19 protein-coding genes are annotated in these 22295 nt (G+C 68.0%); 13 read left to right on the top strand and 6 right to left on the bottom strand.

The window, feature by feature from the left end:
• Positions 1 to 2 precede the first annotated feature (2 nt).
• A complete protein-coding gene (locus A5712_RS20850; RefSeq protein ID WP_068109055.1) occupies positions 3 to 785 on the top strand; it encodes a 3-hydroxybutyrate dehydrogenase in 783 nt (260 codons plus the stop codon).
• Positions 786 to 999: 214 nt separating this feature from the next.
• Positions 1000 to 2022 (top strand): PE family protein, encoded by a 1023-nt coding sequence (locus A5712_RS31465; RefSeq protein WP_068109051.1) that lies wholly within the window; start codon positions 1000 to 1002, stop codon positions 2020 to 2022.
• A 24-nt stretch (positions 2023 to 2046) separates the two neighbouring features.
• On the opposite strand, the gene A5712_RS30965 is transcribed toward A5712_RS31465, so the two are convergent.
• Both A5712_RS30965 and A5712_RS20835 read right to left on the bottom strand, forming a co-directional pair.
• Positions 2047 to 2781, bottom strand: a complete 735-nt coding sequence (locus A5712_RS30965; protein WP_369830415.1) for a glycoside hydrolase — start codon at positions 2779 to 2781, stop codon at positions 2047 to 2049.
• A 52-nt stretch (positions 2782 to 2833) separates the two neighbouring features.
• Positions 2834 to 4471, bottom strand: a complete 1638-nt coding sequence (locus tag A5712_RS20835) for an L-lactate permease (RefSeq protein ID WP_068109044.1) — start codon at positions 4469 to 4471, stop codon at positions 2834 to 2836.
• A 455-nt stretch (positions 4472 to 4926) separates the two neighbouring features.
• On the opposite strand from A5712_RS20835, the gene A5712_RS20830 reads away from it, so the two are divergent.
• On the top strand, positions 4927 to 7224 hold the full coding sequence (locus tag A5712_RS20830) for an MMPL family transporter (RefSeq protein WP_068109042.1): 2298 nt from the start codon (positions 4927 to 4929) through the stop codon (positions 7222 to 7224).
• Here the strand turns inward: A5712_RS20830 and A5712_RS20825 are convergent, their stop codons facing one another.
• Positions 7225 to 7476 carry a three-helix bundle dimerization domain-containing protein gene (locus tag A5712_RS20825; protein ID WP_068109037.1) on the bottom strand — a complete coding sequence of 84 codons (252 nt, stop codon included), beginning with the start codon at positions 7474 to 7476 and terminating at the stop codon, positions 7225 to 7227. It abuts the gene before it with no gap.
• A gap of 103 nt (positions 7477 to 7579) precedes the next feature.
• Here A5712_RS20825 and A5712_RS20820 point away from each other — a divergent pair, with 103 nt between their 5' ends.
• The 5 genes from A5712_RS20820 (at position 7580) to A5712_RS20795 (ending at position 13005) form a co-directional block, all read left to right on the top strand.
• On the top strand, positions 7580 to 8611 hold the full coding sequence (locus A5712_RS20820) for an epoxyqueuosine reductase (RefSeq protein WP_068109035.1): 1032 nt from the start codon (positions 7580 to 7582) through the stop codon (positions 8609 to 8611).
• 651 nt (positions 8612 to 9262) lie between these two features.
• Positions 9263 to 10234, top strand: coding sequence for a sulfate ABC transporter substrate-binding protein (locus A5712_RS20810; protein ID WP_082973560.1), 972 nt, complete (start codon positions 9263 to 9265; stop codon positions 10232 to 10234).
• Positions 10231 to 11121 carry a sulfate ABC transporter permease subunit CysT gene (gene cysT, locus A5712_RS20805; protein ID WP_068109029.1) on the top strand — a complete coding sequence of 297 codons (891 nt, stop codon included), beginning with the start codon at positions 10231 to 10233 and terminating at the stop codon, positions 11119 to 11121. Before A5712_RS20810 ends, cysT begins: the two co-directional genes overlap by 4 nt.
• The gene (gene cysW / locus A5712_RS20800; RefSeq protein WP_068109025.1) at positions 11118 to 11927 is read left to right on the top strand and encodes a sulfate ABC transporter permease subunit CysW; all 810 of its coding nucleotides are present in this window, start codon (positions 11118 to 11120) and stop codon (positions 11925 to 11927) included. Before cysT ends, cysW begins: the two co-directional genes overlap by 4 nt.
• Before the next feature lie 16 nt (positions 11928 to 11943).
• Positions 11944 to 13005: a sulfate/molybdate ABC transporter ATP-binding protein gene (locus A5712_RS20795; RefSeq protein WP_068109022.1), complete on the top strand. Its 1062-nt coding sequence runs from the start codon at positions 11944 to 11946 to the stop codon at positions 13003 to 13005.
• 14 nt (positions 13006 to 13019) lie between these two features.
• Here the strand turns inward: A5712_RS20795 and A5712_RS20790 are convergent, their stop codons facing one another.
• A complete protein-coding gene (locus tag A5712_RS20790) occupies positions 13020 to 13355 on the bottom strand; it encodes a DUF732 domain-containing protein (protein ID WP_231982186.1) in 336 nt (111 codons plus the stop codon).
• A gap of 64 nt (positions 13356 to 13419) precedes the next feature.
• Complete coding sequence (locus A5712_RS20785; RefSeq protein WP_068109017.1) at positions 13420 to 13794, bottom strand: DUF732 domain-containing protein; 375 nt, start codon at positions 13792 to 13794, stop codon at positions 13420 to 13422.
• A gap of 337 nt (positions 13795 to 14131) precedes the next feature.
• Here A5712_RS20785 and A5712_RS20780 point away from each other — a divergent pair, with 337 nt between their 5' ends.
• Positions 14132 to 14998, top strand: coding sequence for a CDP-alcohol phosphatidyltransferase family protein (locus tag A5712_RS20780; protein WP_231982185.1), 867 nt, complete (start codon positions 14132 to 14134; stop codon positions 14996 to 14998).
• Positions 14995 to 15633, top strand: coding sequence for a lysophospholipid acyltransferase family protein (locus A5712_RS20775; RefSeq protein ID WP_068109013.1), 639 nt, complete (start codon positions 14995 to 14997; stop codon positions 15631 to 15633). Before A5712_RS20780 ends, A5712_RS20775 begins: the two co-directional genes overlap by 4 nt.
• 100 nt (positions 15634 to 15733) lie before the next feature.
• On the opposite strand, the gene A5712_RS20770 is transcribed toward A5712_RS20775, so the two are convergent.
• On the bottom strand, positions 15734 to 16639 hold the full coding sequence (locus A5712_RS20770; RefSeq protein WP_068109010.1) for a phosphatidate cytidylyltransferase: 906 nt from the start codon (positions 16637 to 16639) through the stop codon (positions 15734 to 15736).
• 165 nt (positions 16640 to 16804) lie between these two features.
• Here A5712_RS20770 and A5712_RS20765 point away from each other — a divergent pair, with 165 nt between their 5' ends.
• The 3 genes from A5712_RS20765 to A5712_RS20755 are packed head-to-tail and all read left to right on the top strand — an operon-like array spanning position 16805 to position 21965.
• The gene (locus A5712_RS20765; protein WP_068109007.1) at positions 16805 to 18610 is read left to right on the top strand and encodes an N-acetylglutaminylglutamine amidotransferase; all 1806 of its coding nucleotides are present in this window, start codon (positions 16805 to 16807) and stop codon (positions 18608 to 18610) included.
• Positions 18607 to 20427, top strand: coding sequence for an N-acetylglutaminylglutamine synthetase (gene ngg / locus A5712_RS20760; protein ID WP_068109159.1), 1821 nt, complete (start codon positions 18607 to 18609; stop codon positions 20425 to 20427). The genes A5712_RS20765 and ngg overlap by 4 nt, the downstream gene beginning before the upstream one ends.
• 53 nt (positions 20428 to 20480) lie before the next feature.
• Positions 20481 to 21965 (top strand): MFS transporter, encoded by a 1485-nt coding sequence (locus A5712_RS20755; protein WP_068109003.1) that lies wholly within the window; start codon positions 20481 to 20483, stop codon positions 21963 to 21965.
• The last annotated feature ends 330 nt before the right edge of the window (positions 21966 to 22295 follow it).

The raw sequence follows: 22295 nt of genomic DNA, 5'->3' as shown, positions 1-22295 counted from the left end.
CGATGCTTCGCGAAAAGTCGGTACTCGTAACGGGTTCCACGTCCGGTATCGGCCTCGGCATCGCGCGCGCCTTCGCCGCCGAGGGCGCGAACGTCACCCTCAACGGCTTCGGCGACCCGGAGGCCGTTGAGGCACAGCGGCGCGACATCGAGGAGACGTTCGGGGTGACCGCCGCCTATTCGGGCGCCGATGTGACCAAGCCGGACGAGGTCGCCAAAATGATCGCCGGCGCCGAAAAGTCCTTCGGCGCAATCGATGTCCTCGTGAACAACGCCGGCATCCAGTACGTGGCGAAGCTGGAGGAGTTCCCGGTCGACAAGTGGGAGGCCGTGATCGCGACGAATCTGTCGGCCGTTTTCCACACGTGCCGCTGCGCGCTGCCAGGCATGAAACGCCGCGGCTGGGGCCGAATTATCAACATCGCCTCGGCGCACGGCCTCGTTGCCAGCGCCGAAAAAGCGGCATATGTCGCGGCCAAGCACGGTGTTGTCGGGCTGACAAAAGTGGTGGCCATCGAAACCGCCAACCACGGCATAACATGCAACGCGATCTGTCCCGGTTGGGTGATGACGCCCCTGATCGCCCAGCAGATCCAAACGCGCGCCGATGCGGCGGGCAAGTCGTTCGACGAGGTCAAACCGGAATTCGTCGCCGAAAAGCAACCGATGGCCCGCTACACCCAACCGGAGGACATCGGCGCGCTCGCGGTCTTTTTGGCCGGCGATGCGGCCGCCACCATCACCGGCGCCAGTTATTCGATCGACGGCGGGTGGACGGCCCAGTGAGGCGAAATACCCGACGGCCCTGAGATTTTGGGCGGCGAGCGCAATCAACCTCTTTTGCCGGCCGCCGCCCGCGGTTGAGGCTCATCTGACCCGTGTCATTACTGAAAAACGGAGTTTTCGTAGGCATTTCGGCGATATCCCAGTACGCTCTTATTGCTGAGTCATCGGGCGACTGTCGCGGCGGATCGGCGGGAGGCGCGTTTTGTCATATCTCGTGACGGCTCCAGAGCAGCTGCAGTCTGCGGCCGACGGTTTGGCAGGCATCCGCACGTTGCTGTCCGGGTCCGCCGCGTCGGCCGCGGCGCCCACGACGGCCGTGGCCGCCGCCGCTCAGGACGAGGTATCGGCTTTGGTTGCAACGTTATTCAGCGATTTCGGCCAGGAATTTCAAGTCATCAACGCCCAAGCCAACGTGTTTCACGAGGAGTTCGTCGGCCTGATCTACGCGGGCGCGGGCGCCTACCTCGGCACCGAGCTGGCCAACGCCGGGGCCGCCGCGGACTTGAACCTGTCGTCGTTACTGGGCGGCAGCGCGAGCCTGAACCTGAACGGTGGACTGGTGACCCTGCCGCCGATCCTGGGCGGTGGCGTGCTGAGCGTGCCGTCGTTCATCACCGGGGGTGTGCTGGATCTGCCACCGATCTTGGGCGGTGCGGAATTGATCGTGCCGCCGATCTCGAGCGTCGGGTCCGCGATCGTCACCGCCGCGAGCCCGATCATCAACGGCGGCGTGGTGACCCTGCCGTCGTTCCTGGGCGGCGGGGACTTGACCGTGCCGTCGATCCTCACCGGCGGCGTGCTCGACCTGCCCGCAAGCCTCGGCGGCGGCGTGCTGGGTTTGCCTTCCATCATCACCGGCGGTCTGCTGACGCTGCCCTCCAGCCTTGGCGGTGGCGTCTTTACGCTTCCCCCGATCAGCACCATCTTGACCCCGATCCTGGACGGCGGCGCGGTGACCCTGCCGCCGAGCCTGGGCGGCGGGCAGTTGAGCATCCCGTCGGTCCTGACCGGTGGGGTGTTGAGCCTGCCGCCGATCGCCGGCGGCGGGGACGTCAGCATCCCATCGATCCTGACCGGGGGCGTGCTGAGCCTGCCCTCGAGCGTCGGCGGCGGGGACGTCGGGATCCCTTCGATCATCACCGGCGGCACGCTGACCCTGCCCTCGAGCCTCGGCGGCGGTCAGCTGACGGTGCCTCCGATCCTCACCGGCAGCTTGCTGGGCCTCCTCGGCGGCTGACCGGAATCCCGAAGGCGCCGTTGATCACTCGGACGGCGCGGGCGTCATCGACCCGATGTAGTACGTCTCGTGACCGGTCGGGTAGCCGCCGCCATTGGTGGCGATGTGAACGTGGTCGTAGTGGTTGAGGGTTTCGTTGCCCAGGTTTGACATCCAGCTCGGCGAGCCGACACCCGGGTAGATCTTCTGGCGCCAGATCACGTGATTGATACCCCAGCGTTTCGCGTTCGCCAGGGCGTAGCCGGCGATTTCGTTACCCAGCTGGATGCCTTCCGGGCTGGCGTGGTTGGGGATCATCACGTCGATCGCCAACCCGTTGGGATGCCACGGCAATGGATCCTCGCGATACCCGTAGATGGTGGTGATCTCCGGGAACAGCACGCTGATGGCGCGCGCCGCCCAAATGGTCTTGACCTGCAACCGCTGCTCGTTCGCGACGCCGGGAGACAAGGGGAACAGGAATTGCTGGGCGGCCGCGGGAGCGCCCGCCGCCAGCTTCTCCACCTCCGCGGGGCTGGCGATCTGCGGCGCCGGACCCGCCGGCGGCGCGGCGGTCGGACCGGGCGCCGCCGCGGCGATCGGCGGCACGGACGGCCCGGCCGCCTGGCCTGCGGCCGGCTTGTCGGCGCAGCACGGCTTGGCGCCTTGGGCGTTGATGGGCTTGGTGCCTTGGGCGTAGATGATGGCGGCCGAGACCACCAGCGAGGCCGCCAACGCCAACCACCGGCTTCGCCCGATGGCTAATACGCCTTTGCGCACGAACAGCAGCCTAGCGCCGTCCGGGATGCCCGTGGCAATCTTTTCCGAAGAATCACGGCACCATCCAGGACAGCACCGAGGCCTGCAGCCCGGACAGGGCGCAAATGAACGCCAGGAATACCAGGCTCCAGACGAACACCCGGCGGAAGATGTCGCCTTCCTTGCCGTGCACGCCGACCGCCGCCGCCCCGATGGCGAGGTTTTGCGGCGAGATCATCTTGCCGAGCACTCCGCCGGAGCTGTTGCCGGCGGCCATCAGCACCGGGGACAGCCCCGCCTTGGTCGCCGCGGTCACCTGCAGCGCGCCGAACAGCGAGTTCGACGAGGTGTCCGACCCAGTCACCGCCACACCAAGCCAGCCCAGGATGGGGGAGAGCAGCGCGAACGCGCCTCCGGCCCCGGCCATCCACGTGCCAAGGGTGATGGTCTGCCCGGACGCGTTCATCACGAATGCCAGTGCCAGCACGGCCATTACGGTGACGATGGCCCATCGCAGCTGCTGCAGCGTCGCCCCGTAGGCCTTGAGCGCGCCGCCCACCGACAGGCGCAGCGCCACCATGGTGAGGACCCCGGCCACCAGCATCTGCGTGCCCGGCGTGGTCAGCAGGTTCAAGGTGAAGTTGGGCAGCGACGACGGGGCGCCCTTGGCCGTATAGAGATGCAGCCCCGGCCAATGCACGATGGTGGTCGCCTTGTCGAGAAGCTTCTTCACCCAAGAGATCTGGCAAATCACGAAGACGGCGATGACGATCGCGTAGGGCGCGTACGCGCGCAGCACCTGCCCGCGCGGGTCGGGATCCGCGACGTGCTCGGCGTAGTCGGGAGCCGGCGCCTCCGCGGCCGCGCCGGCGATGACCGGCGCGCCAACGTGTTTGGGGCGCGACGGCCTGATGCGAACCACCGAGACCACGGCACCCGCGGACAAGAGCGACGCGATCACGTCGGCCAGTGGCACCGACACGAAGTTCGACGTCGCGTACTGACCCAGGCCGAAAACCACGCCGCCCGCAATCGCGGGGATCCAGGTTTCGCGCACGCCGCGCCGGCCGTCGACGATGGCGACCAGCGCGAGGGGGACGAAGACCGCCAGGATCGGGGTTTGGCGCCCGACCATCGCGCCGAGCGTGTCGGTCGGCAACCCGGACGTCTTTGCGAGCGTGATGATGGGCGTGGCCATCGCGCCGAATGCCACCGGCGCCGTGTTCGCGACCAGTGCCAGCACCGCCGCCTTGATCGGTTTGAAGCCCAGCGCGAGCAGCATCACCGAGGTGACGGCCACCGGCGTGCCGAACCCGGCCAGCGCTTCGAGCAACGCGCCGAACGAAAACGCGATGATGATGGCCTGGATCCGGTGATCGTCGCTGACCGTCGCAAAACTGCGGCGCAGCACGTCGAAATGGCCTGTCTCCACCGTCATCTGGTAAACCCAGATCGCGTTGATCACGATCCACAGGATGGGGAAGAACCCGAAGACGGCGCCCTCCGCGCCCGCGAGCGCCGCCTGGCCGACCGGCATCCCGTAGACCGCGACCGCGATCACGAGCGCGACGGCCAGTGACGCAAGCGACGCCATCCAGGCCCGGACCCGCAACACACCGAGCATCACGAACAGCGAAGCCAGCGGCAGCGCCGCCACGAGTGAACTCCAGGCCAGCGAGTGGACGACGGGATCGAGGATCTGCCGATACATGTTGCGCACCTTCCGGACGGATGGCTGTGGAGGGCGTTTCTGGCCGCGAATCGCGTTGCGCTGCAACGGGAATCGGTGGCCTGCCTCCGGCGCGCCACCATGGCGACCGTCGTCGTTGTCGTATCAGTGCTCTATGCAGCACTCTATATCCGCGGACATCGGTCGCGGCGTTCTGATTTCGCGCGGCGAGCTTGTCGCGGCAGCGTTAGCCGTTGAGACTTTCGGCGTTCACCCCGACTTAATCTCGGCATATCCGGCAGGAGGTCGACACCCGCTGGGCATCACCCGCGCACCGTTCCGACGCCATGCGGGCCGATCTTGTCCCGCCCGGCTAGCTGCGGCAGGTGGGCGACTCTCGGATCCGCTATCGCATGCGATATCGGACTCGTGGATCATCGTATGACCGCCGGTCGGTACTGATGTGGCGCAAGTGACCTGAGCTGGAGAGGAGCGTCGTGCTGAACGGAATCGCCCGCCTGGCCATCGCGGCGCCGCGCCGCGTCATGGCGGCGGCGGTTTTCGTCATGGTCTGCACCGCGATCTTCGGCATCCCGGTCAGCAAGACCCTGTTGCCCGGCGGGTGGTTCGACCCCGCCTCCGAATCGTCGCGGGCGTCGGCGTTGCTCTCGCAGAAGTTCGGTCAGGGCGACATGGTCATGCTGATCACCCTGACCTCCGACGGCGGTGCACAGGGTCCCCGTGCCACGGCGGTCGGCACCGATCTCGTTCGGCGGCTGCAGAATTCACCGCACGTGGGCCAGGTGCGATCGGCGTGGACCGTGCCGCCGGCGGCGGCACGCGCCTTCGTCAGCAACGACGGCAAAACCGGCCTGATCGTTGCCGCGATTTCCGGCGGCGAGGCCAACGCCCAGAAGTATGCCGAGCGCCTGTCGGACGAACTTGCCCATGACCGCGACGGTGTCGCGGTGCGGTTCGGCGGGGAAGCAACCGTCACGTGGCAGGTGGACGACCAGACCCGGGAAGACCTGTTGGTCATGGAGTCGCTGGCGCTGCCGCTGAGTTTTGTGGTGCTGGTCTGGATCTTCGGGGGGTTGTTCGCGGCGGCGCTGCCGGTGGCCGTCGGCGGGTTCGCGATCCTCGGTGCGATGGCGTCGCTGCGCATGGTTTCGCTGTTCACCAACGTGTCGATCTTCGCGCTGAACCTGACTGTCGCGATGGGCGCCGCGCTCGCCATCGACTACACGCTGCTGATCCTCAGCCGGTTCCGGGATGAGTTGGCAGAGGGTCAAACTCGCGACGCGGCGCTGATCCGCACGATGGCGACGGCGGGCCGCACGGTGTTGTTCTCGGCGATGACGGTGGCGCTGTCGATGGCCACCATGGCGCTGTTCCCGCAATACTTCCTGAAATCGTTCGCCTACGCGGGGGTCGCGGTGGTCGCGTTCGCGGTGGCCGCCGCGGTCGTGGTCACCCCGGCGGCGATCGTGCTGCTGGGCGAGCGCCTCGATTCCCTGGACGTGCGGCGGTTGGCACGCCGGATCCTGCGGCTGCCCCCCTTCCGGCTGGCCCCGGTCGAACGGCGCATCTGGTATCGGTGGACGCGGTCCGTGACGCGCCACGCGGCGCCGATCGCCATCGCCATCGTCGCGCTGCTGTTGCTGCTCGGCTCACCGTTCCGCGATGTGCGATGGGGCGTCGTCGACGACCGGGTCCTGCCCACCTCGGCTTCCGCGCGCCAGGTCGGCGACCAGTTGCGCACCGGCTTCCCGGGCAGCGGCGTGCCCGACGTCACGGTCGTGCTGCCGAACGCGGCCGAAGTCGGCCCGGCCGACCTCAACGCGTACGCCGCCGCGCTGTCGCGGGTGCCGGACGTCTCGTCGGTGTCGTCGCCGGGCGGCACTTTTGTCGGCGGCAGGCTGGCCGGGCCGCCGTCGGGGTCGGCCGCCATCACCGACGGCGCCGCCTTCATGACCGTGGCCACGACGGCACCGCTGTATTCGGCCGCCTCCAACGCGCAGCTCGACCGGCTGCACGCCGTCCCAACTCCGTCGGGCCGGCCGGTGCTGCTCGCGGGCGCCGCCCAGGGTAACCGCGACACCGTGCACGCGATAACCACGCGCCTGCCGCTGGTGCTCACGATCATCGCCGTGATCACGCTGGTGCTGGTTTTCCTGCTGACCGGAAGCGCGGTGTTGCCGTTCGAGGCTCTGGTGACCAACACGCTGTCGCTGGCCGCGGCCTTCGGCGCGGTGGTGTGGGTGTTTCAGCAGGGGCACCTGGGCGGGCTCGGCACCGCGGCGACCGGCACGATCGGCGTGGACCTGCCGGTGCTGTTGTTCTGCATAGCTTTTGGGCTCTCGATGGATTACGAGGTGTTTCTGATCGCGCGGATCCGGGAGTACTGGCTGGCCTCACACCGGGGCTGGGGCGCCAACGACCGGAGCATCGCGCTCGGCGTGGCGCACACCGGCCGGGTGATCACGGCCGCGGCGCTGATCATGGCGATCTCCTTCGTGGCGTTGATGGCCGCGCAGGTGTCGCTCATGCGGCTGTTCGGATTCGGGCTCACGGTCGCGGTGCTGGTCGACGCGACGCTGGTCCGGATGCTGCTGGTGCCGGCGGTCATGCATTTGCTCGGCCGGGCCAACTGGTGGGCGCCCGGATGGTTGGCCCGGCTGCATGACCGGGTCGGGTTCAGCGAGAGCGCGGAGCGCGGGGCGGACACCGAGAGACCCGACTGGCGGGTGATCGGTCGCCGGGTGCTGTTCGGCGTGCAGAGCCGGCCGGTCTGATCAGACGGCGATAGCCTCGTCGACCGCCGGCTCGGAGAGCGGGCGGCGGCCGGTCAACAGGAGCAGCGCCAGTTCCTGGTCCGCGAAACGCTCGACGAGAAGCGGGATGTACTCCCGCACCGGTCGGCCCTCGAACCGGGCATGAACACCCTTCACGACGGCGGCCACGGTTTGCGCGGGAATGGTCGAATACTTGCTGGTCAACCGATCGGCCACCTGGGCGATGATCGTCTGTTCAGTCAACGCGATCACCGCGCCAGGTTCGCATGCGTTTCACACCGAAGTCAAACTCCGTTAACGGGGCGTCGGGAGCCCCCGCCGTGCGGATAGCTGAGTATTGTGTACTATACCGAGCATGGCGGAAAAACTCCCGGCGAAGCTGGCGGAACACCCCACCGTGAAGAAGGTGAGCGCCCGCCAGAAACGGCGCCCCGGCGTGCTGGACGCCGACTGGCTGCGCGAGCTGTGCCTGGCCGCCGGCGCCGACGACGTCGCGTTCGCCGCCGTGGACAACCCCGATCTGGCCTCGGAGGTCGAGCACGTCCAGGCCGCGTTGCCGGGAACCAGGAGCTACATCTCGCTGGTGGTGAAGATGAACCGCGACAACGTGCGGTCGACGGCGCGCAGCGTCGCGAACCAGGAGTTCCACCGCAGCGGCGAAGTGCTCAACGAAGCGGCCCACCGGATCGTGCGCCGGCTGCAGGACGCCGGTTATCGGGCCCTGAACCCGTCGGCGACGTTCCCGATGGAGATGGACAAATTCCCCGGCCGCATCTGGGTGGTGGCGCACAAGCCCGTCGCGGTGGCCGCCGGCCTCGGCGTTATGGGCATCCACCGCAACGTGATTCACCCGCGGTTCGGCAACTTCATCCTGCTGGGCACGATCCTGGTAGACGCCGCGATCAGCAGCTACGGCGAGCCGCTGGATTACAGCCCGTGCCTCGAGTGCAAGTTGTGCGTGGCGGCGTGCCCGGTCGGCGCGATCGGCAAGGACGGCGATTTCGACTTCGTCTCCTGCTCGGTGCACAACTACCGGGAGTTCATGGGCGGGTTCACCGACTGGGTGCAGACGGTCGCGGACAGCGCCGACGCGGCCGACTTCCGTTCGCGGGTCAGCGATTCGGAGAACGCGTCGATGTGGCAGAGCCTGTCGTTCAAGCCGAACTACAAGGCCGCCTACTGCCTGGCGGTGTGCCCGGCCGGGGAGGAGGTCATCGAGCCCTACCTGGAGAACCGCAAGGGCTTCATGGACTTGGTGCTGAAACCGCTGCAGGACAAAAAGGAGACGTTGTACGTGCTGGCGAACTCGCGGGCGAAGGCGCACGCCGAACGCCGCTATCCACACAAGCCGGTGAAGGTCGTCGACAGCGGTATCCGGGGGCGCTAAGGTTCGGCCGAGCGAACCGCAAGGCGCTCGGCCGCACCATGTTTCGTGGGTCCCGCTCCGATGCGGGCCAGACGTTTCTCTCACCGTGACTTTTATCCGCGGCCCTCGCTTCTTCCCGCTATGGGCGCCGGAGGCGCGGCCGACCATTGCGCCCGTGCCGCGGGGCCGCCGTCGGATCGCGCCCGCGTCCGCGAATCGGCGAAGCCCGCCTCGACCTGTGTCTTTGCGGTCGATGGCACCGACTGGTTGCTGGGCATGTCGATCGCCAACGGCATCGAGTCAACCGATCACGCGCGATCCCGGCGTTACGGTCGGGTTACACCGACCGCTTTGCGTGTGACGTCGTGCAGCGGCGCGGGTGGGGCCGCGTTGCTGTCCACGCGCCGACGGGAGCGCGCGCTGTTACGCTTCCCGTCATGCACGCGGCAGCCCTTGTTTGCTCCCCATTCGTGCTTTGTTGTCGCTGACTCGTAAGCCCGTGCGCGGATTGGGAGTTGGTAAAGACCGGTTGATGTTCTAGCGCCTTCCGCAGCCACGGGACCGACACGCCCGAGTCCCACCCCGGAAGGCCACCAATTGCCCAGCGACATCCGAAGCACACGGCACTGGCGGCGCGCCCGCCAGCTGGCCGCGCTGACCCTTGTGGTCGGCATGGTCACGGCGTGCGGCGGCGGCGCCAGCGACATCGCGGGCGGCACCGGCCCGGCCAACGCGAACACGAAGATCACCCTGGTCGCCTATTCGGTCCCGGAACCGGGCTGGAGCAAGGTGATTCCGGCGTTCAACGCCTCACAGGAGGGTCGGGGCGTGCAGGTGATCACGTCCTACGGCGCCTCCGCCGATCAGTCCCGGGGTGTCGTCGAAGGCAAACCGGCAGACGTCGTGAACTTCTCGGTCGAGCCGGACATCACCCGGTTGGTCAAGGCCGGCAAGGTTTCCGCGGACTGGGACAAGGGTATCGCCAGTGGGATCCCCTTCGGGTCGGTGGTGACACTGGTTGTCCGCAAAGGCAATCCGAAGAACATCCGCGATTGGGACGACCTGTTGCGCCCCGGCATCGAGGTCGTCACGCCCAGCCCGTTGAGTTCGGGGGGTGCCAAATGGAACCTGCTCGCCCCGTATGCCGCCAAAAGCGGCGGCGGCCGGGACACCAACGCCGGCGTCGATTTCATCAGCAAGCTGGTGCACGAGCACGTCAAATTGCGTCCGAGTTCGGGTCGTCTGGCCACGGGTGTCTTCATCGAAGGCAGCGGTGACGTGTTGATCAGCTACGAGAACGAGGCCATCGCCATTGAGCGGCAAGGAAAATCGGTGGAACACGTCAGCCCAGCACAGACCTTCAAGATCGAGAACCCGCTGGCGGTGGTGAGTACCAGTGCGCACCTGGACGCCGCGACCGCGTTCAAGAATTTCCAGTACACCGCCGAGGCGCAGAAGTTATGGGCGCAGGCCGGTTTCCGGCCCGTCGACCCCGCCGTGGCCGACAAGTTCCGCGATCAGTACCCGGTGCCGGTGAAGTTGTGGACGATCGCCGACCTCGGCGGCTGGAGCAAAGTCGACGCGCAGCTGTTCGACAGGAGCGGCGGCAGCATCACCAAGGTCTACCTGCAGGCGACCGGATGACCGCGGCCGTTCTCCCCGACCCGGAAGCGGTCCGGCCGGAACTCGAACCACCTGCCGGTGAGCTGCCGGAGCCCCGCCCCCCGCGTGCTCCCGGGCCGCCCGGCGGGACGTCGCTTCAGGTCGGCGTGGCGACGTTGTGGCTCTCGCTGATCGTGCTGCTGCCACTGGCGGCCATCGCCTGGCAGGCCGTCGGCGGGGGCTGGCAGGCGTTCTGGCTGGCGGTCACGTCTCACGCCGCGCTGGAGTCGTTCAAGGTGACGCTGACGGTTTCGGTCGTGGTCACCATCGTCAACCTGGTGTTCGGGCTGGCGACCGCCTGGGTGCTGGTGCGCGACGACTTCGTCGGCAAAGGAGTTCTCGACGCCATCATCGACCTGCCGTTCGCGCTGCCCACCATCGTCACCAGCCTGGTCATGCTGGCCCTCTACGGCAAGAACAGTCCGATAGGCATTCACTTGCAGCACACCCCGCCGGGCGTGGCGGTGGCGCTGATCTTCGTGACGCTGCCGATGGTGGTGCGGGCCATCCAGCCCGTGCTGCTGGAAATCGACCGCGAAGCCGAGGAGGCGGCCGCTTCCCTGGGTGCGACCGGTCCCAAGGTTTTCACCTCGGTCGTGTTGCCGTCGCTGACCCCGGCCCTGTTATCCGGTGCCGGCCTGGCGTTTTCGCGTTGCATCGGCGAGTTCGGTTCGGTGGTGACGATCGGCGGGCAGGTGCCGGGCAAGACCGAGGTGTCGTCGCAGTGGATCCGCGCCCTGATCGAGAACGACGACCGCACCGGTGCCGCCGCGATATCCATTGTCTTGCTTTCGATCTCGTTCACCGTGCTGCTGCTCTTGCGCATCGTGGGCGGCCGCAGGGCCAAACGCGAGGAGAAGGCCGCATGAGCTCGGGGCGCTACGCGCTCCGCTCAGTGGTGCTCGCCTACCTTGGTGTGGTGCTGGTCGCTCCGGTGGTCATCATCTTGTGGCGCACCTTCCGGCCCGGCCTCGCGCAGTTCTACACGTGGATCAGCACGCCGGCGGCCATCTCGGCCCTGGATCTGTCGCTGCTGGTGGTGGCCATCGTGGTGCCGCTCAACGTCATATTCGGCGTGTTGGTCTCACTCCTGTTGGCGCGCAGCAGATTCCGCGGCCGGGGTGTGCTGCAGACGGTCGTGGACCTGCCGTTCGCGGTCTCGCCGATTATCGTGGGCGTCGCGTTGATCGTGCTGTGGGGGTCTGCGGGCGCGCTGGGTTTCGTCGAGAAGGACCTCGGCATTCCGGTGATATTCAGTACCCCCGGCATAGTGCTGGCCAGCATCTTCGTCACCCTGCCGTTCGTGGTGCGCGAGGTCCAACCGGTGCTCCAGGAAGTGGGGACCGAGCAGGAGCAGGCGGCCGCGACGCTGGGTTCGGGTTGGTGGCAGACGTTTTGGCGGATCACGCTGCCGTCCATCCGGTGGGGATTGACCTACGGGATCCTGTTGACCACCGCGCGCACCCTCGGCGAGTTCGGCGGGGTCATCATGGTGTCGTCCAACCTGCCGGGGGAATCGCAGACGCTCACGCTGCTGGTGAACGATCGCTACAACCGCGGCGCCGAATACGGCGCCTACGCGCTGTCGACGCTGATGATGGGCGTCGCGGTCGCGTTTCTGATCGTCAAGGCCATTCTGCTCATCCGCCGGGCGCGAGCCCGGGCCCAGGCATGACAAGGAGACAACAACGATGACCGAAACCGGGGGCGACCCGACCGCCTACGCGATCACGGTGCGTGACGCCTACAAGCGCTACGGCGATTTCGTGGCGTTGGATCATGTGGACTTCGTGGTGCCGAAGGGGTCGTTGACGGCGTTGTTGGGGCCCAGTGGTTCGGGCAAGTCGACGTTGTTGCGGGCCATCGCGGGGCTGGATCAGCCCGACTCCGGCACGGTGACGATCGACGGCCGGGATGTCACGGGGGTGCCGCCGCAGCGGCGCGGGATCGGGTTCGTGTTCCAGCATTACGCGGCGTTCAAGCACCTGACGGTGCGCGACAACGTGGCCTATGGGCTCAAGATCCGCAAGCGTCCGAAAGCCGAGATCAAGAAGAAGGTGGACAACCTGCTGGAGGTGGTGGGGCTCAGCGGTTTTCAGACCCGCTATCCCAACCAGCTCTCCGGTGGTCAGCGCCAGCGCATGGCGTTGGCCCGCGCGCTGGCGGTCGACCCCCAGGTGTTGTTGCTCGACGAGCCGTTCGGGGCGCTGGATGCCAAGGTGCGCGAGGATTTGCGGGCGTGGTTGCGCCGGCTGCACGACGAGGTGCACGTGACCACGGTGTTGGTGACCCACGATCAGCAGGAGGCGCTGGACGTGGCCGATCGGATCGCGGTGCTCAACAAGGGCCGCGTCGAGCAGGTCGGGTCGCCCACCGAGGTCTACGACTCCCCGGCGAACACATTCGTGATGTCGTTCCTGGGCGCGGTGTCCGTGCTCAACGGCGCCCTGGTGCGCCCGCACGACATTCGGGTGGGCCGCAATCCCGAGATGGCGGTGGCCGGCGGCGACGGCACGGCGGAGTCGATCGGGGTGGTGCGGGCCACCGTCGATCGGGTGGTGGCGCTGGGCTTCGAGGTGCGGGTGGAACTGACCGCTGAGGCCACCGGGGGCCCGTTCACCGCCCAAATCACCCGCGGCGACGCCGAGGCCCTGGCCCTGCGCGACGGCGACACCGTCTACGTGCGCGCCACCCGCGTGCCGCCCATCGCCAGCGAGGTGACGGAGGACCAGGCGGGAGTCGGCTCGGCCTGACGAGCGCGCCTGCTTTACCCGGTGGTCGTCCGGTACTGCGGGCAGTACGCGGACGACGACAGCCCCAGGAAGAAGCCGGCCTGCCTGGCCGAGAGATTCGCGTCCTTCATCAGCTTCATCACCAGCAGCGGCCGCGTCGTGCCCTGGTCGAGTAACGCACACATGTTCCTGCCCATCCCGATGGCGACGCCGTTATCGGAAATCGGGATTCCCTGGCTCGCAAGGGCGGCGATGAACGCGTCATCGTTTTGATCGGCCAATGCCGGCGCGGCGAAGAGCGGCGCCGCGGCGGAAAGCAGGACCGCCACTAACGTCGACCACTTTCCAGAACCCATGTTCGGATGGGCCACTGTTCCTCTTAGTGCGGGCGAATGTGCTTCGGTTCAAAAATAACCGTTAAGGCAAGAACAACCCTCACATCATCGGCGGGAACGGCACCATCCAGTTCATCGAGTTGTCGGTCTTGCCCCGGTACTGCGGGCAGTAGGCAGCCACCGAAAGGCCGACGAAGTAGCCGGCCTGCTTCGGCGAAAGCGGGGTGTCCTTCACGATCCCCATCGCCACCGCGGTTGACGCCTCGCCCTTGTCGAATCCGGCGCACACCGTATGTCCCATCGAGACCGCGGTGCCGCGGTCGGACATCGATATCCCGTTTTTCGCGAGGGCCGCGACGAACGCATCGTCAATCGGCTCCGCCGATGCCGGCGCCGCACCCAGCAGCGCGGCCGCGGACAACAGGACCCCGCAGGCGATGGACCACTTCGCTGCACCCGCGTGCGTCCGGGTCATGGCCTCCCCCTAAACGGGTGAATCGGCTTCGAGTCAAGAACGACTTGGTTGAACGGTAACCGAAATCTAGACATTCCTCTCGTCGAGCGGCCGCAAGAATTCCGCAAGAACTTCGCGACGAAGCGGCAAGCGCCGTGCAGCAACGTATGCGTTGCCGGTCACGCGACCGGCCCGCAAGGAAACTTCGCAAGAAAAGTGTCCGACCGCGGGGGAGCGGTGGCTCTTAGGAATGCGAGCGGCCGACCGGTCGCTGCGGTCCCGATCTTGGGACCGGTAGCGGCGCCGGACGGGTCAACTTGCACACAACTACAGACCACCGACCAGAGAGGAAACCCCGGTGAGCACCGACCTCGACAACGCGCCGACACAGCGCATGCGCGGCATCAGCACGCTGACCCCGGTGAGCGAGCCGCGCATCGCCCACCGTGGCTGCTACGCGTCGGGATCGCGCGCCCTCGCGGTGACCGAGACGTCCACGCTTCCCCGGATCAAGGCCGTCGTCCCCGCCGTGACCCCGTTGCCCGCCAAGGCGGCGCGGAAATGGCAGGGCCTCTACGCGCTCAAGCCGTGGTACACGCGCCGGCTGACGCCGATCGTGAACGTGGCGGTGCGGCGGAACATCTCGCCGGACGTCTTCACCGTCGCCGGGGTGCTGGCGGCGGGCGTGGCCGGAGCGACGGTCGCGCTGGGCTGGTGGCCCCTGACGGCGCTCTTCCTGGCGCTGCGGCTGGCCGGAGCCAACCTCGACGGCGCGGTCGCCCGTGCCCGCGGCGTCAGCCGGCCGTGGGGATTCGTCGTCAACGAGATCGGCGACCGCGCCTCGGACCTGTTGACCTTCGCGGGACTGGCGGTGTGGGCGGCGCGGCAGCGCGGCCCCGGGCTGCATTGGCTGTCCTGGCCGGTGCTCATGGTGCTGGTCGCCGCGCTGGCCGCGACGCTGCCCACCTTCGCCTCGCTGGCCGGAGCCGCCGCCGGCGCACCCCGGCGCAACGGGGGCCCGCTCGGAAAGACCGAGCGCTGCCTCTTCGTTTTCTTGGCGACCGCCTTCCCGGTCATCCTGCCGGTGGTGGCGACGCAGCTGGTGAACGGCTCGCTGATCACCACGCTGCTGCGGCTGCGGGCCGCCCACCGCGAGCTGGCGGCGAAGCGTCAGGACGGCCCCGCCGTGCAGGGCACGCAGGAATTGGCGGTGCTGGCGTCATGACCGCGACCAGGATCAGCAGCGTGCTGCGGCACCGGCTGTGGCGGGCGGTGTGCGCCGTGTCCGGTGGACTGACCGTGACCGGCCGCTGGCCGGTGCGGGGTGGCTGCGTGGTGGTGGCCAACCACTCCTCGCACGCCGACACCGCCGTGCTGCTGGCGGCGCTGCCCGCCGGCGCCCAGCCGGTGTTCGCCGCGGCGGCCGACTACTGGTTCGACGTGCCGGTGCGCCGCTTCGTGGCGTCCTCGTTGATCGGGATCCTGCCGGTGCGGCGGTCCGGCAAGGACACCTACGCCCAGCTGCTGGCCGCGGCCCGCCCGGCGCTCGAGGCCGGACGCACCGTCGTCATCTACCCCGAGGGCACCCGGTCGACGGACGGCGACATTGCCGAATTCCGTTCCGGCGCGGTCCGGTTGGCACGCGACTGCGGCGTGCCGATCGTCCCGGTCGCGGTGCTGGGCACCGCCGAGGTGCTGCCCAAGGGCGCGAGCTTCATCTCCCACGCGCCGATGCAGGTGCGCATCGGCGAACCCGTCGACCCGGCCGTGACGTCCGCGCCGCAGCTGCGCGAGCAGGTCATGGCCCTGCGGGGAGACGCCCCGGAGCCGCAGCTCGTCGAGCTGGCGCACGCCGCCTGAATCGCCGCGCCGAGCGTGCATTCAGCGTGAATTTTTCGAATATTTCTCGCAGTGAATGCACGTTCGGTGCGCGGCCGCACGCCGCCTCAACGGCGGCTGATCAACCGAGCAGATAGGCCAGCGGGAGGACCAGCAACAGCGAGTCGATCCGGTCGAGCAGGCCGCCGAAGCCCGGGAGCCAGGTGCCCGCATCCTTGACCTGGGCCTGGCGCTTCACCATGGATTCGACGAGATCGCCGAGCACGCCGCCGAAGGCCACCGCCACCAGCAGGCCGAGGGTCATCGTGCCCAGCAACGTCAGCACCAGAAACGCCCCGATGATCGCACCGACCAGCCCGCCGACCGTCTTGTTGGGGCTCAACGGGGACAACGGCTTTCGCGCCCACCCGAAGAAGCGCAGCCCCTTTCCGCCGCACCAGGCCGCGACGTCGGTGGCCGCGGCCGCGAAGCACACCAGGTACGCGTCGGACCACAACGTCACCAGGTGCGCCAGGGACCAGCAGATCCACACCGAACCGAACGCGGTGAAAGTGGTTCGCCTGCCGCCATTTTCGACGTCGCCGCTGAACACCGAGGGCAGCGCGCACGCCAGCACGATGATCGGCGCCAGGCGCAGCAGCGGCGGATGCAGCCACGCCGCAAGCGGATACAACACGGCAAGCGCCAACAGCAGATACGTGTCGGCCTTGCCGAGTTTCACCAGGCGCGCGTACTCGAACACCGCGACCACGGCCAGCGCGGCCGCCAGGGTCGCGGTGGTGCCCCGGCCTATCCAGATGGGGATGCCCACCACCGGCGCGATCATCACCCACGTGGTCCACCGCCGGATCAGCTCACGCCGGCGCGACGCGAGCACGACGACGCCGGCGACCACCAGGATCACGACGGTGACCCACAGGAAGAACACCGATCGCGCGTACAGGTGCACGTGCAGCGGACCCACGTCGAAGTTCAGCGGCAATCGCCGATCCAGATGCAGGATCCGCAGGTAGTAGTCGACCAGCATCAGCGTGGCCCGTCCACATCAGCCTCCCAGCAAACTGTGGTCCAGGAAACGATAAGCGGTCCTGGCCGATCCCGGAAATGAAATCGTGTCATCGGGACCGGCGTCGGCTACCTGTCACACGGCCGCGCTGGCCCCCTCCGATCGGCTCGCGGTAGGGTGAAACGAGTGTGTGGACTCACCGGTGAGGTTCGACTCGATGGACGGGTTCCCGACGTAGCGGCGGTGTCAGCAATGGCTGCCGTCCTGGCGCCCAGGGGGCCGGACGCGGCGGGGACCTGGTCACAAGGCCGGGTCGCCCTCGGCCATCGGCGCCTCAAGATCATCGATCTGACCGAAGCGGGCGCCCAGCCGATGGTCGATTCGGAGCTGGGCCTGGCGGTCGCCTGGAACGGCTGCATCTACAACTACAAGGAGCTCCGGCGCGAGCTGAGCGACCACGGCTACCGGTTTTTCTCGCACAGCGACACCGAGGTGCTGCTCAAGGCCTACCACCGCTGGGGCGACGATTTCGTCAGCCACCTGTACGGGATGTTCGCCTTCGTCATCGTCGAGCGCGACAGCGGTCGGGTGTTGCTCGGCCGGGACCGGCTCGGCATCAAACCGCTGTACCTCACCGAGGACGGTCACCGCGTCCGGTTCGCGTCGACGCTGCCCGCGCTGCTGGCCGGCGGCGGGGTGGACACCCGCATCGATCCTGTTGCGCTGCACCACTACATGACGTTCCACTCCGTGGTGCCGCCGCCGCTGACGATTCTGCGCGGCGTGCGCAAAATCCCGCCCGCGTCGGTGGTCGCCATCGAGCCCGACGGCCGGCGCAGCACCACCACCTACTGGACGCCGGACTTCACCAGGCGCGCCGATCGCTCCGATTGGTCGGAACGCGACTGGGAGGATGCGGTGCTGTCCACGCTGCGGGTCGCGGTCGAGCGCCGGCTGGTCGCCGACGTCCCCGTCGGCTGCCTGCTGTCCGGCGGTGTCGACTCCAGCCTGATCGTCGGTCTGCTCGCCGAGGCGGGCCAGCACGGGCTGTCCACGTTCTCGATCGGCTTCGAGTCGGCGGGCGGCGTCGAGGGCGACGAGTTCCGGTGGTCGGACATCATCGCCCGGCGCTTCGACACCGACCACCACCAGATCCGCATCGGGACCGACCGGATGCTGCCCGCGCTCGACGGCGCGATCGGCGCCATGAGCGAGCCGATGGTCAGCCACGACTGCGTCGCGTTCTACCTGCTGAGCCAAGAAGTCGCGCGCCACGTGAAGGTCGTGCAGTCGGGTCAGGGCGCCGACGAGGTGTTCGCCGGCTACCACTGGTACCCGCCGATGGGTTCCCCGGCGGCGGCGACGCTGGAGGGGGCGGTCGCCGAGTACCGCGGCGCCTTCTTCGATCGCGATTCGGCCGAGCTGGCGGGTCTGCTCGGAACGGGCAACCTCGCGCCGGGCGATCCCAGCCAGCGCTTCGTTTCCGAACACTTCGCTCGCGCGGGCGCCGAAACCGGCATCGACCGTGCCCTGCGGCTGGATACGACCGTGATGCTGGTGGACGACCCGGTGAAACGGGTGGACAACATGACGATGGCCTGGGGGCTGGAGGGCCGGGTTCCATTCCTCGACCACGAGCTGGTCGAGCTCGCGGCGACCTGCCCCCCGGAGCTGAAGATCGCCCACGACGGCAAGGGCGTCCTCAAACAGGCTGCGCGGCGGGTGATCCCATCGGAGGTCATCGACCGGCCTAAGGGGTACTTCCCGGTTCCCGCGCTGACCCACCTCGAAGGGCCCTACCTGGACATGGTTCGCGACGCCCTCTACGCGCCGGTGGCCAAGGAGCGCGGGCTGTTCAACTCCGAAGCGGTCGACGCCCTGCTGGCCGACCCGAACGGCAAGCTCACCCCGTTGCGCGGCAATGAGCTTTGGCAGATCGCCCTCCTGGAGCTGTGGTTGCAGCGGCACGGCGTGACGGGCCCGGCCGCATGACCGCCGTCGACCCCTCCGAGGATCATTCGCACGATCACGCCGAGGATCACACCGAGGCCATCACCATGGGCCTGCACGACGCCTCCCCGCCCGAGCTCGTCGACGCGATGGCCAAGGACGTCGAGCTCGAAATGGGTTGGGGTCGGCTGATTTTCGGTCAGACGTTCGCCGATGCCGAGACCCTGGCCGAGACGCTGCGCCGCGAGGTCGCCGGGCGGCGCGACATCTGCATCTACGCGCGCGAGTCCCACGTCGTGGTCGCCGGGGCGCCGACCGAGCTCTTCATCGACCCCAGCCACACCTATCGGCTGCGCTTCACCGGGCACCCGGACGAGGAGAACCTGGCGCCGTCGCCCGTCGGCCTGACGGTGCGCACGCTGAACCACCCGGACGACGCCGACGCCATGAACCGCGTGTTCGTGCGCTGCGGCATGGTGCCCGCGCCGGTGGAGACGATCTGGGACAACCACCTGCACCAAGAGGCGGTGACGTACCTGCTCGCCGTGCGCGACGACGACGACGCAGTGGTGGGCACGGTGACCGGCGTCGACCACGAGTTGCTGTTCTCCGATCCCGAGGAGGGGTCGAGTCTGTGGACGCTGGCCGTCGATCCCGCCGCGGCGCTTCCGGGGGTGGGTGAGGCGCTGACCCGGGCGGTGGCCGACCACTTCCGGCGCGCGGGCCGGGCCTACATGGATCTGTCGGTCGCGCACGACAATGCCGCGGCCATCGGCCTTTACGAGAAACTCGGCTTCGTCCGCGTTCCGGTGTTGGCGATCAAGCGGAAGAACGCGATCAACGAGCCGCTGTTCACCCCGCCCCCGGAGACGGTCGAGGACCTCAACCCCTACGCGCGGATCATCGCCGACGAGGCGATGCGCCGCGGAATCTGGGTCGAGGTCCTGGACGCCGAGACCGGCGAGATGCGGCTCACGCACGGCGGTCGCAGCGTGATCACCCGGGAATCGCTGTCCGAGTTCACCTCGGCGGTCGCGATGTGCCGTTGCGACGACAAGCGATTGACGCGACGTCTGGTCTCCGAGGCGGGCATCACCGTCCCGCGTGCACGCCTGGCGACCTTCGACGACGGCGACTTCGCGTTCCTGCAGGAGGTCGGCGAGGTCGTCGTCAAACCCACCCGCGGAGAGCAAGGCAAGGGCATCACCGTGGGGGTGGTGGCCGAGAAGGGGCCCGACGAGCTCGCTGCGGCGGTGGCCCGGGCTCGCCAGCACTACCCGGAGGTGCTCATCGAGGAGCGCGTCGACGGCGACGACCTCCGCCTGGTGGTGATCAACGGCCGGGTCGTGGCCGCCGCGCTGCGCAAGCCGCCGGAGATCATCGGAACCGGCGACCACACCGTGCGAGACCTGATCGCGGCCGAGAGCCGCCGGCGTTCCGCTGCCACCGGGGGCGAGTCGAAGATCCCGATCGACGACATCACCGAGGCGACCGTGGCCGAGGCCGGCTGGAAGTTGGACGACGTGCTGCCGCAGGGTAATCGGCTGCGCGTCCGCCGCACCGCCAACCTGCATCAGGGCGGGACGATCCACGATGTCACCGCCGAGGTGAACCCGGAACTGTGTCGCGTCGCGGTGGCAGCGGCCGAGGCGATCGGGATTCCGGTGACGGGCATCGACCTGCTGGTGCCCGACGTGACCGGGGCCGACTACGCGTTCATCGAAGCCAACGAGCGACCGGGGCTCGCCAACCACGAACCCCAGCCCACTGCCGCGGCGTTCATCGACTACCTGTTCCCCGGTCAACCGGGCCAGCCGCCGGCCTGGACTCCCGAGGAGTCACGCGCCGACCGGGATTGAGCTTGCAATAGGCCTCGTTTGGGTAATGCTCTGCTCACGCAGATAGGAGTCACATGAGCGCGGGCGTGCAAACCGGAACCATCACCACCCACATCCCGGCCCGGCTGGACCGGCTGCCCTGGTCACGGTTCCACTGGCGCGTCGTCATCGGGCTCGGCGGCGTCTGGGTTCTCGACGGGCTTGAGGTCACCATGGTCGGCAACGTGTCGTCTCGCCTCACCGAGAAGGGCAGCGGCATCGGCCTCACCCCCGCGCAGATCGGCGTGGCGGCCGCGTTCTACATTGCCGGGGCCTGCCTGGGCGCACTGGTCTTCGGTCACCTGACCGACCGGTTCGGCCGGCGGAACCTGTTCATCCTCACGCTGGTGGTGTATTTGACCGCCACCGTCGCGACCGCATTCGCCTTTGCGCCTTGGTATTTCTTCATCGCCCGCTTCTTCACCGGGTCGGGCATAGGCGGCGAATACGCCGCGATCAATTCGGCGATCGACGAATTGATCCCCGCTCGGGTGCGCGGTCGGGTGGACCTGGTGATCAACGGAACCTACTGGCTGGGCTCGGCCGCCGGGGCGGCTGGGGCGCTGGTCTTGCTCGACACGTCTAACTTCGCGCCGAACATCGGCTGGCGGCTCGCCTTCGGCCTCGGCGCCATCTTCGGCATCTTCGTCCTGCTGGTCCGGCGCAACGTCCCGGAGAGCCCGCGGTGGTTGTTCATCCACGGGCGTGCGCGGGAGGCCGAGCGGGTGGTCGGCGAAATCGAAGAAGAGGTGCGGCAGGGGAGCGACGAAGCCCTGCCCGAACCGGCGGGCCGGCCCCTCAAAGTTCGTCAGCGCGAGGCGATCCCGTTCCGGGAGATCGCGAGGGTGGCGTTCACGCTGTATCCGCGCCGTGCGGTGCTCGGGCTGGCGCTGTTCATCGGGCAGGCGTTCCTCTACAACGGGGTCACGTTCAACCTGGGCACGCTGTTGAGCGGGTTCTACGGGGTGCCGTCCGGCAAGGTGCCGGTGTTCTTCATCCTATGGGCGGTAAGCAATTTCGTCGGACCGCTTGCGTTGGGCCACCTGTTCGACACCGTTGGTCGTAAACCGATGATCGCGGCGACCTACATCGGGTCCGCCGTGGTGGCCGTCGTCCTCGCAATTTTGTTCGTCACGCAGACGGGCGGCGCCTGGACATTCATCGCCGTCCTGGCGGTGGCGTTCTTCCTGGCGTCGGCGGGCGCGAGCGCCGCGTATTTGACGGTGAGCGAGATCTTCCCGATGGAGACGCGGGCGCTGGCGATCGCGTTCTTCTACGCGGTGGGAACGGCGATCGGCGGCATCACCGGCCCGCTGCTGTTCGGCCAGCTGATCAACTCCGGAGAGCGCGGTCAGGTCGTCTGGTCGTTCCTCATCGGCGCGGCGGTGATGGCGGTCGCGGGCCTGATCGAGCTGTGGCTCGGCGTCGCGGCCGAACGGCGTCCGCTCGAGGAGCTGGCGTTGCCCTTGACGGTGGCCGACGCCGAGCGCGAGGAAGAGGACGAAGCGCCTCAGCATTAGCCGGGCCCCGGACGCTTCAGGCGTTGAGGTGAATCGTGGGCTTTGCGTGTGAGCCCTGGGCGGGAAGATTGCCAAGATGGCGCCGTAGGTTCACGCTGAAAACCCTGAATTCACCAGACACTCGGCGCAGAGATTCTCGCCACATGGCGACGTAGGTACGGTCCACGGGATGATTCCCGGGTGATGCGATCGCGGCGCGTGCTCCAGATCCGCCGGATCCGCGCCTGGCTGGCGTTATGCGCGGCGATCACCTTGATCCCGTGGACCGTCTACCTCGCCATGTGGCGAGAATCTCTGCGCCGAGTGTCTGGTGAATTAAGGGTTTTCAGC

This window comes from Mycobacterium sp. E2327 (genome assembly GCF_001672675.1).
In the GTDB taxonomy this organism is placed as follows: Bacteria; Actinomycetota; Actinomycetes; order Mycobacteriales; family Mycobacteriaceae; genus Mycobacterium.
This window is presented reverse-complemented; position numbering and strand designations above follow the sequence as displayed.

Excerpts from the sequence above, each read along its gene's own strand:
- A5712_RS20850 (WP_068109055.1), top strand. The coding sequence starts at position 3 with ATGCTTCGCGAAAAGTCGGTACTCGTAACGGGTTCCACGTCCGGTATC.
- A5712_RS20835 (WP_068109044.1), bottom strand. The coding sequence starts at position 4,471 with ATGTATCGGCAGATCCTCGATCCCGTCGTCCACTCGCTGGCCTGGAGT.
- A5712_RS20820 (WP_068109035.1), top strand. The coding sequence starts at position 7,580 with ATGGCGGAAAAACTCCCGGCGAAGCTGGCGGAACACCCCACCGTGAAG.
- A5712_RS20810 (WP_082973560.1), top strand. The coding sequence starts at position 9,263 with ATGGTCACGGCGTGCGGCGGCGGCGCCAGCGACATCGCGGGCGGCACC.
- cysT (WP_068109029.1), top strand. The coding sequence starts at position 10,231 with ATGACCGCGGCCGTTCTCCCCGACCCGGAAGCGGTCCGGCCGGAACTC.
- cysW (WP_068109025.1), top strand. The coding sequence starts at position 11,118 with ATGAGCTCGGGGCGCTACGCGCTCCGCTCAGTGGTGCTCGCCTACCTT.
- A5712_RS20795 (WP_068109022.1), top strand. The coding sequence starts at position 11,944 with ATGACCGAAACCGGGGGCGACCCGACCGCCTACGCGATCACGGTGCGT.
- A5712_RS20785 (WP_068109017.1), bottom strand. The coding sequence starts at position 13,794 with ATGACCCGGACGCACGCGGGTGCAGCGAAGTGGTCCATCGCCTGCGGG.
- A5712_RS20775 (WP_068109013.1), top strand. The coding sequence starts at position 14,995 with ATGACCGCGACCAGGATCAGCAGCGTGCTGCGGCACCGGCTGTGGCGG.
- A5712_RS20770 (WP_068109010.1), bottom strand. The coding sequence starts at position 16,639 with ATGCTGGTCGACTACTACCTGCGGATCCTGCATCTGGATCGGCGATTG.
- ngg (WP_068109159.1), top strand. The coding sequence starts at position 18,607 with ATGACCGCCGTCGACCCCTCCGAGGATCATTCGCACGATCACGCCGAG.
- A5712_RS20755 (WP_068109003.1), top strand. The coding sequence starts at position 20,481 with ATGAGCGCGGGCGTGCAAACCGGAACCATCACCACCCACATCCCGGCC.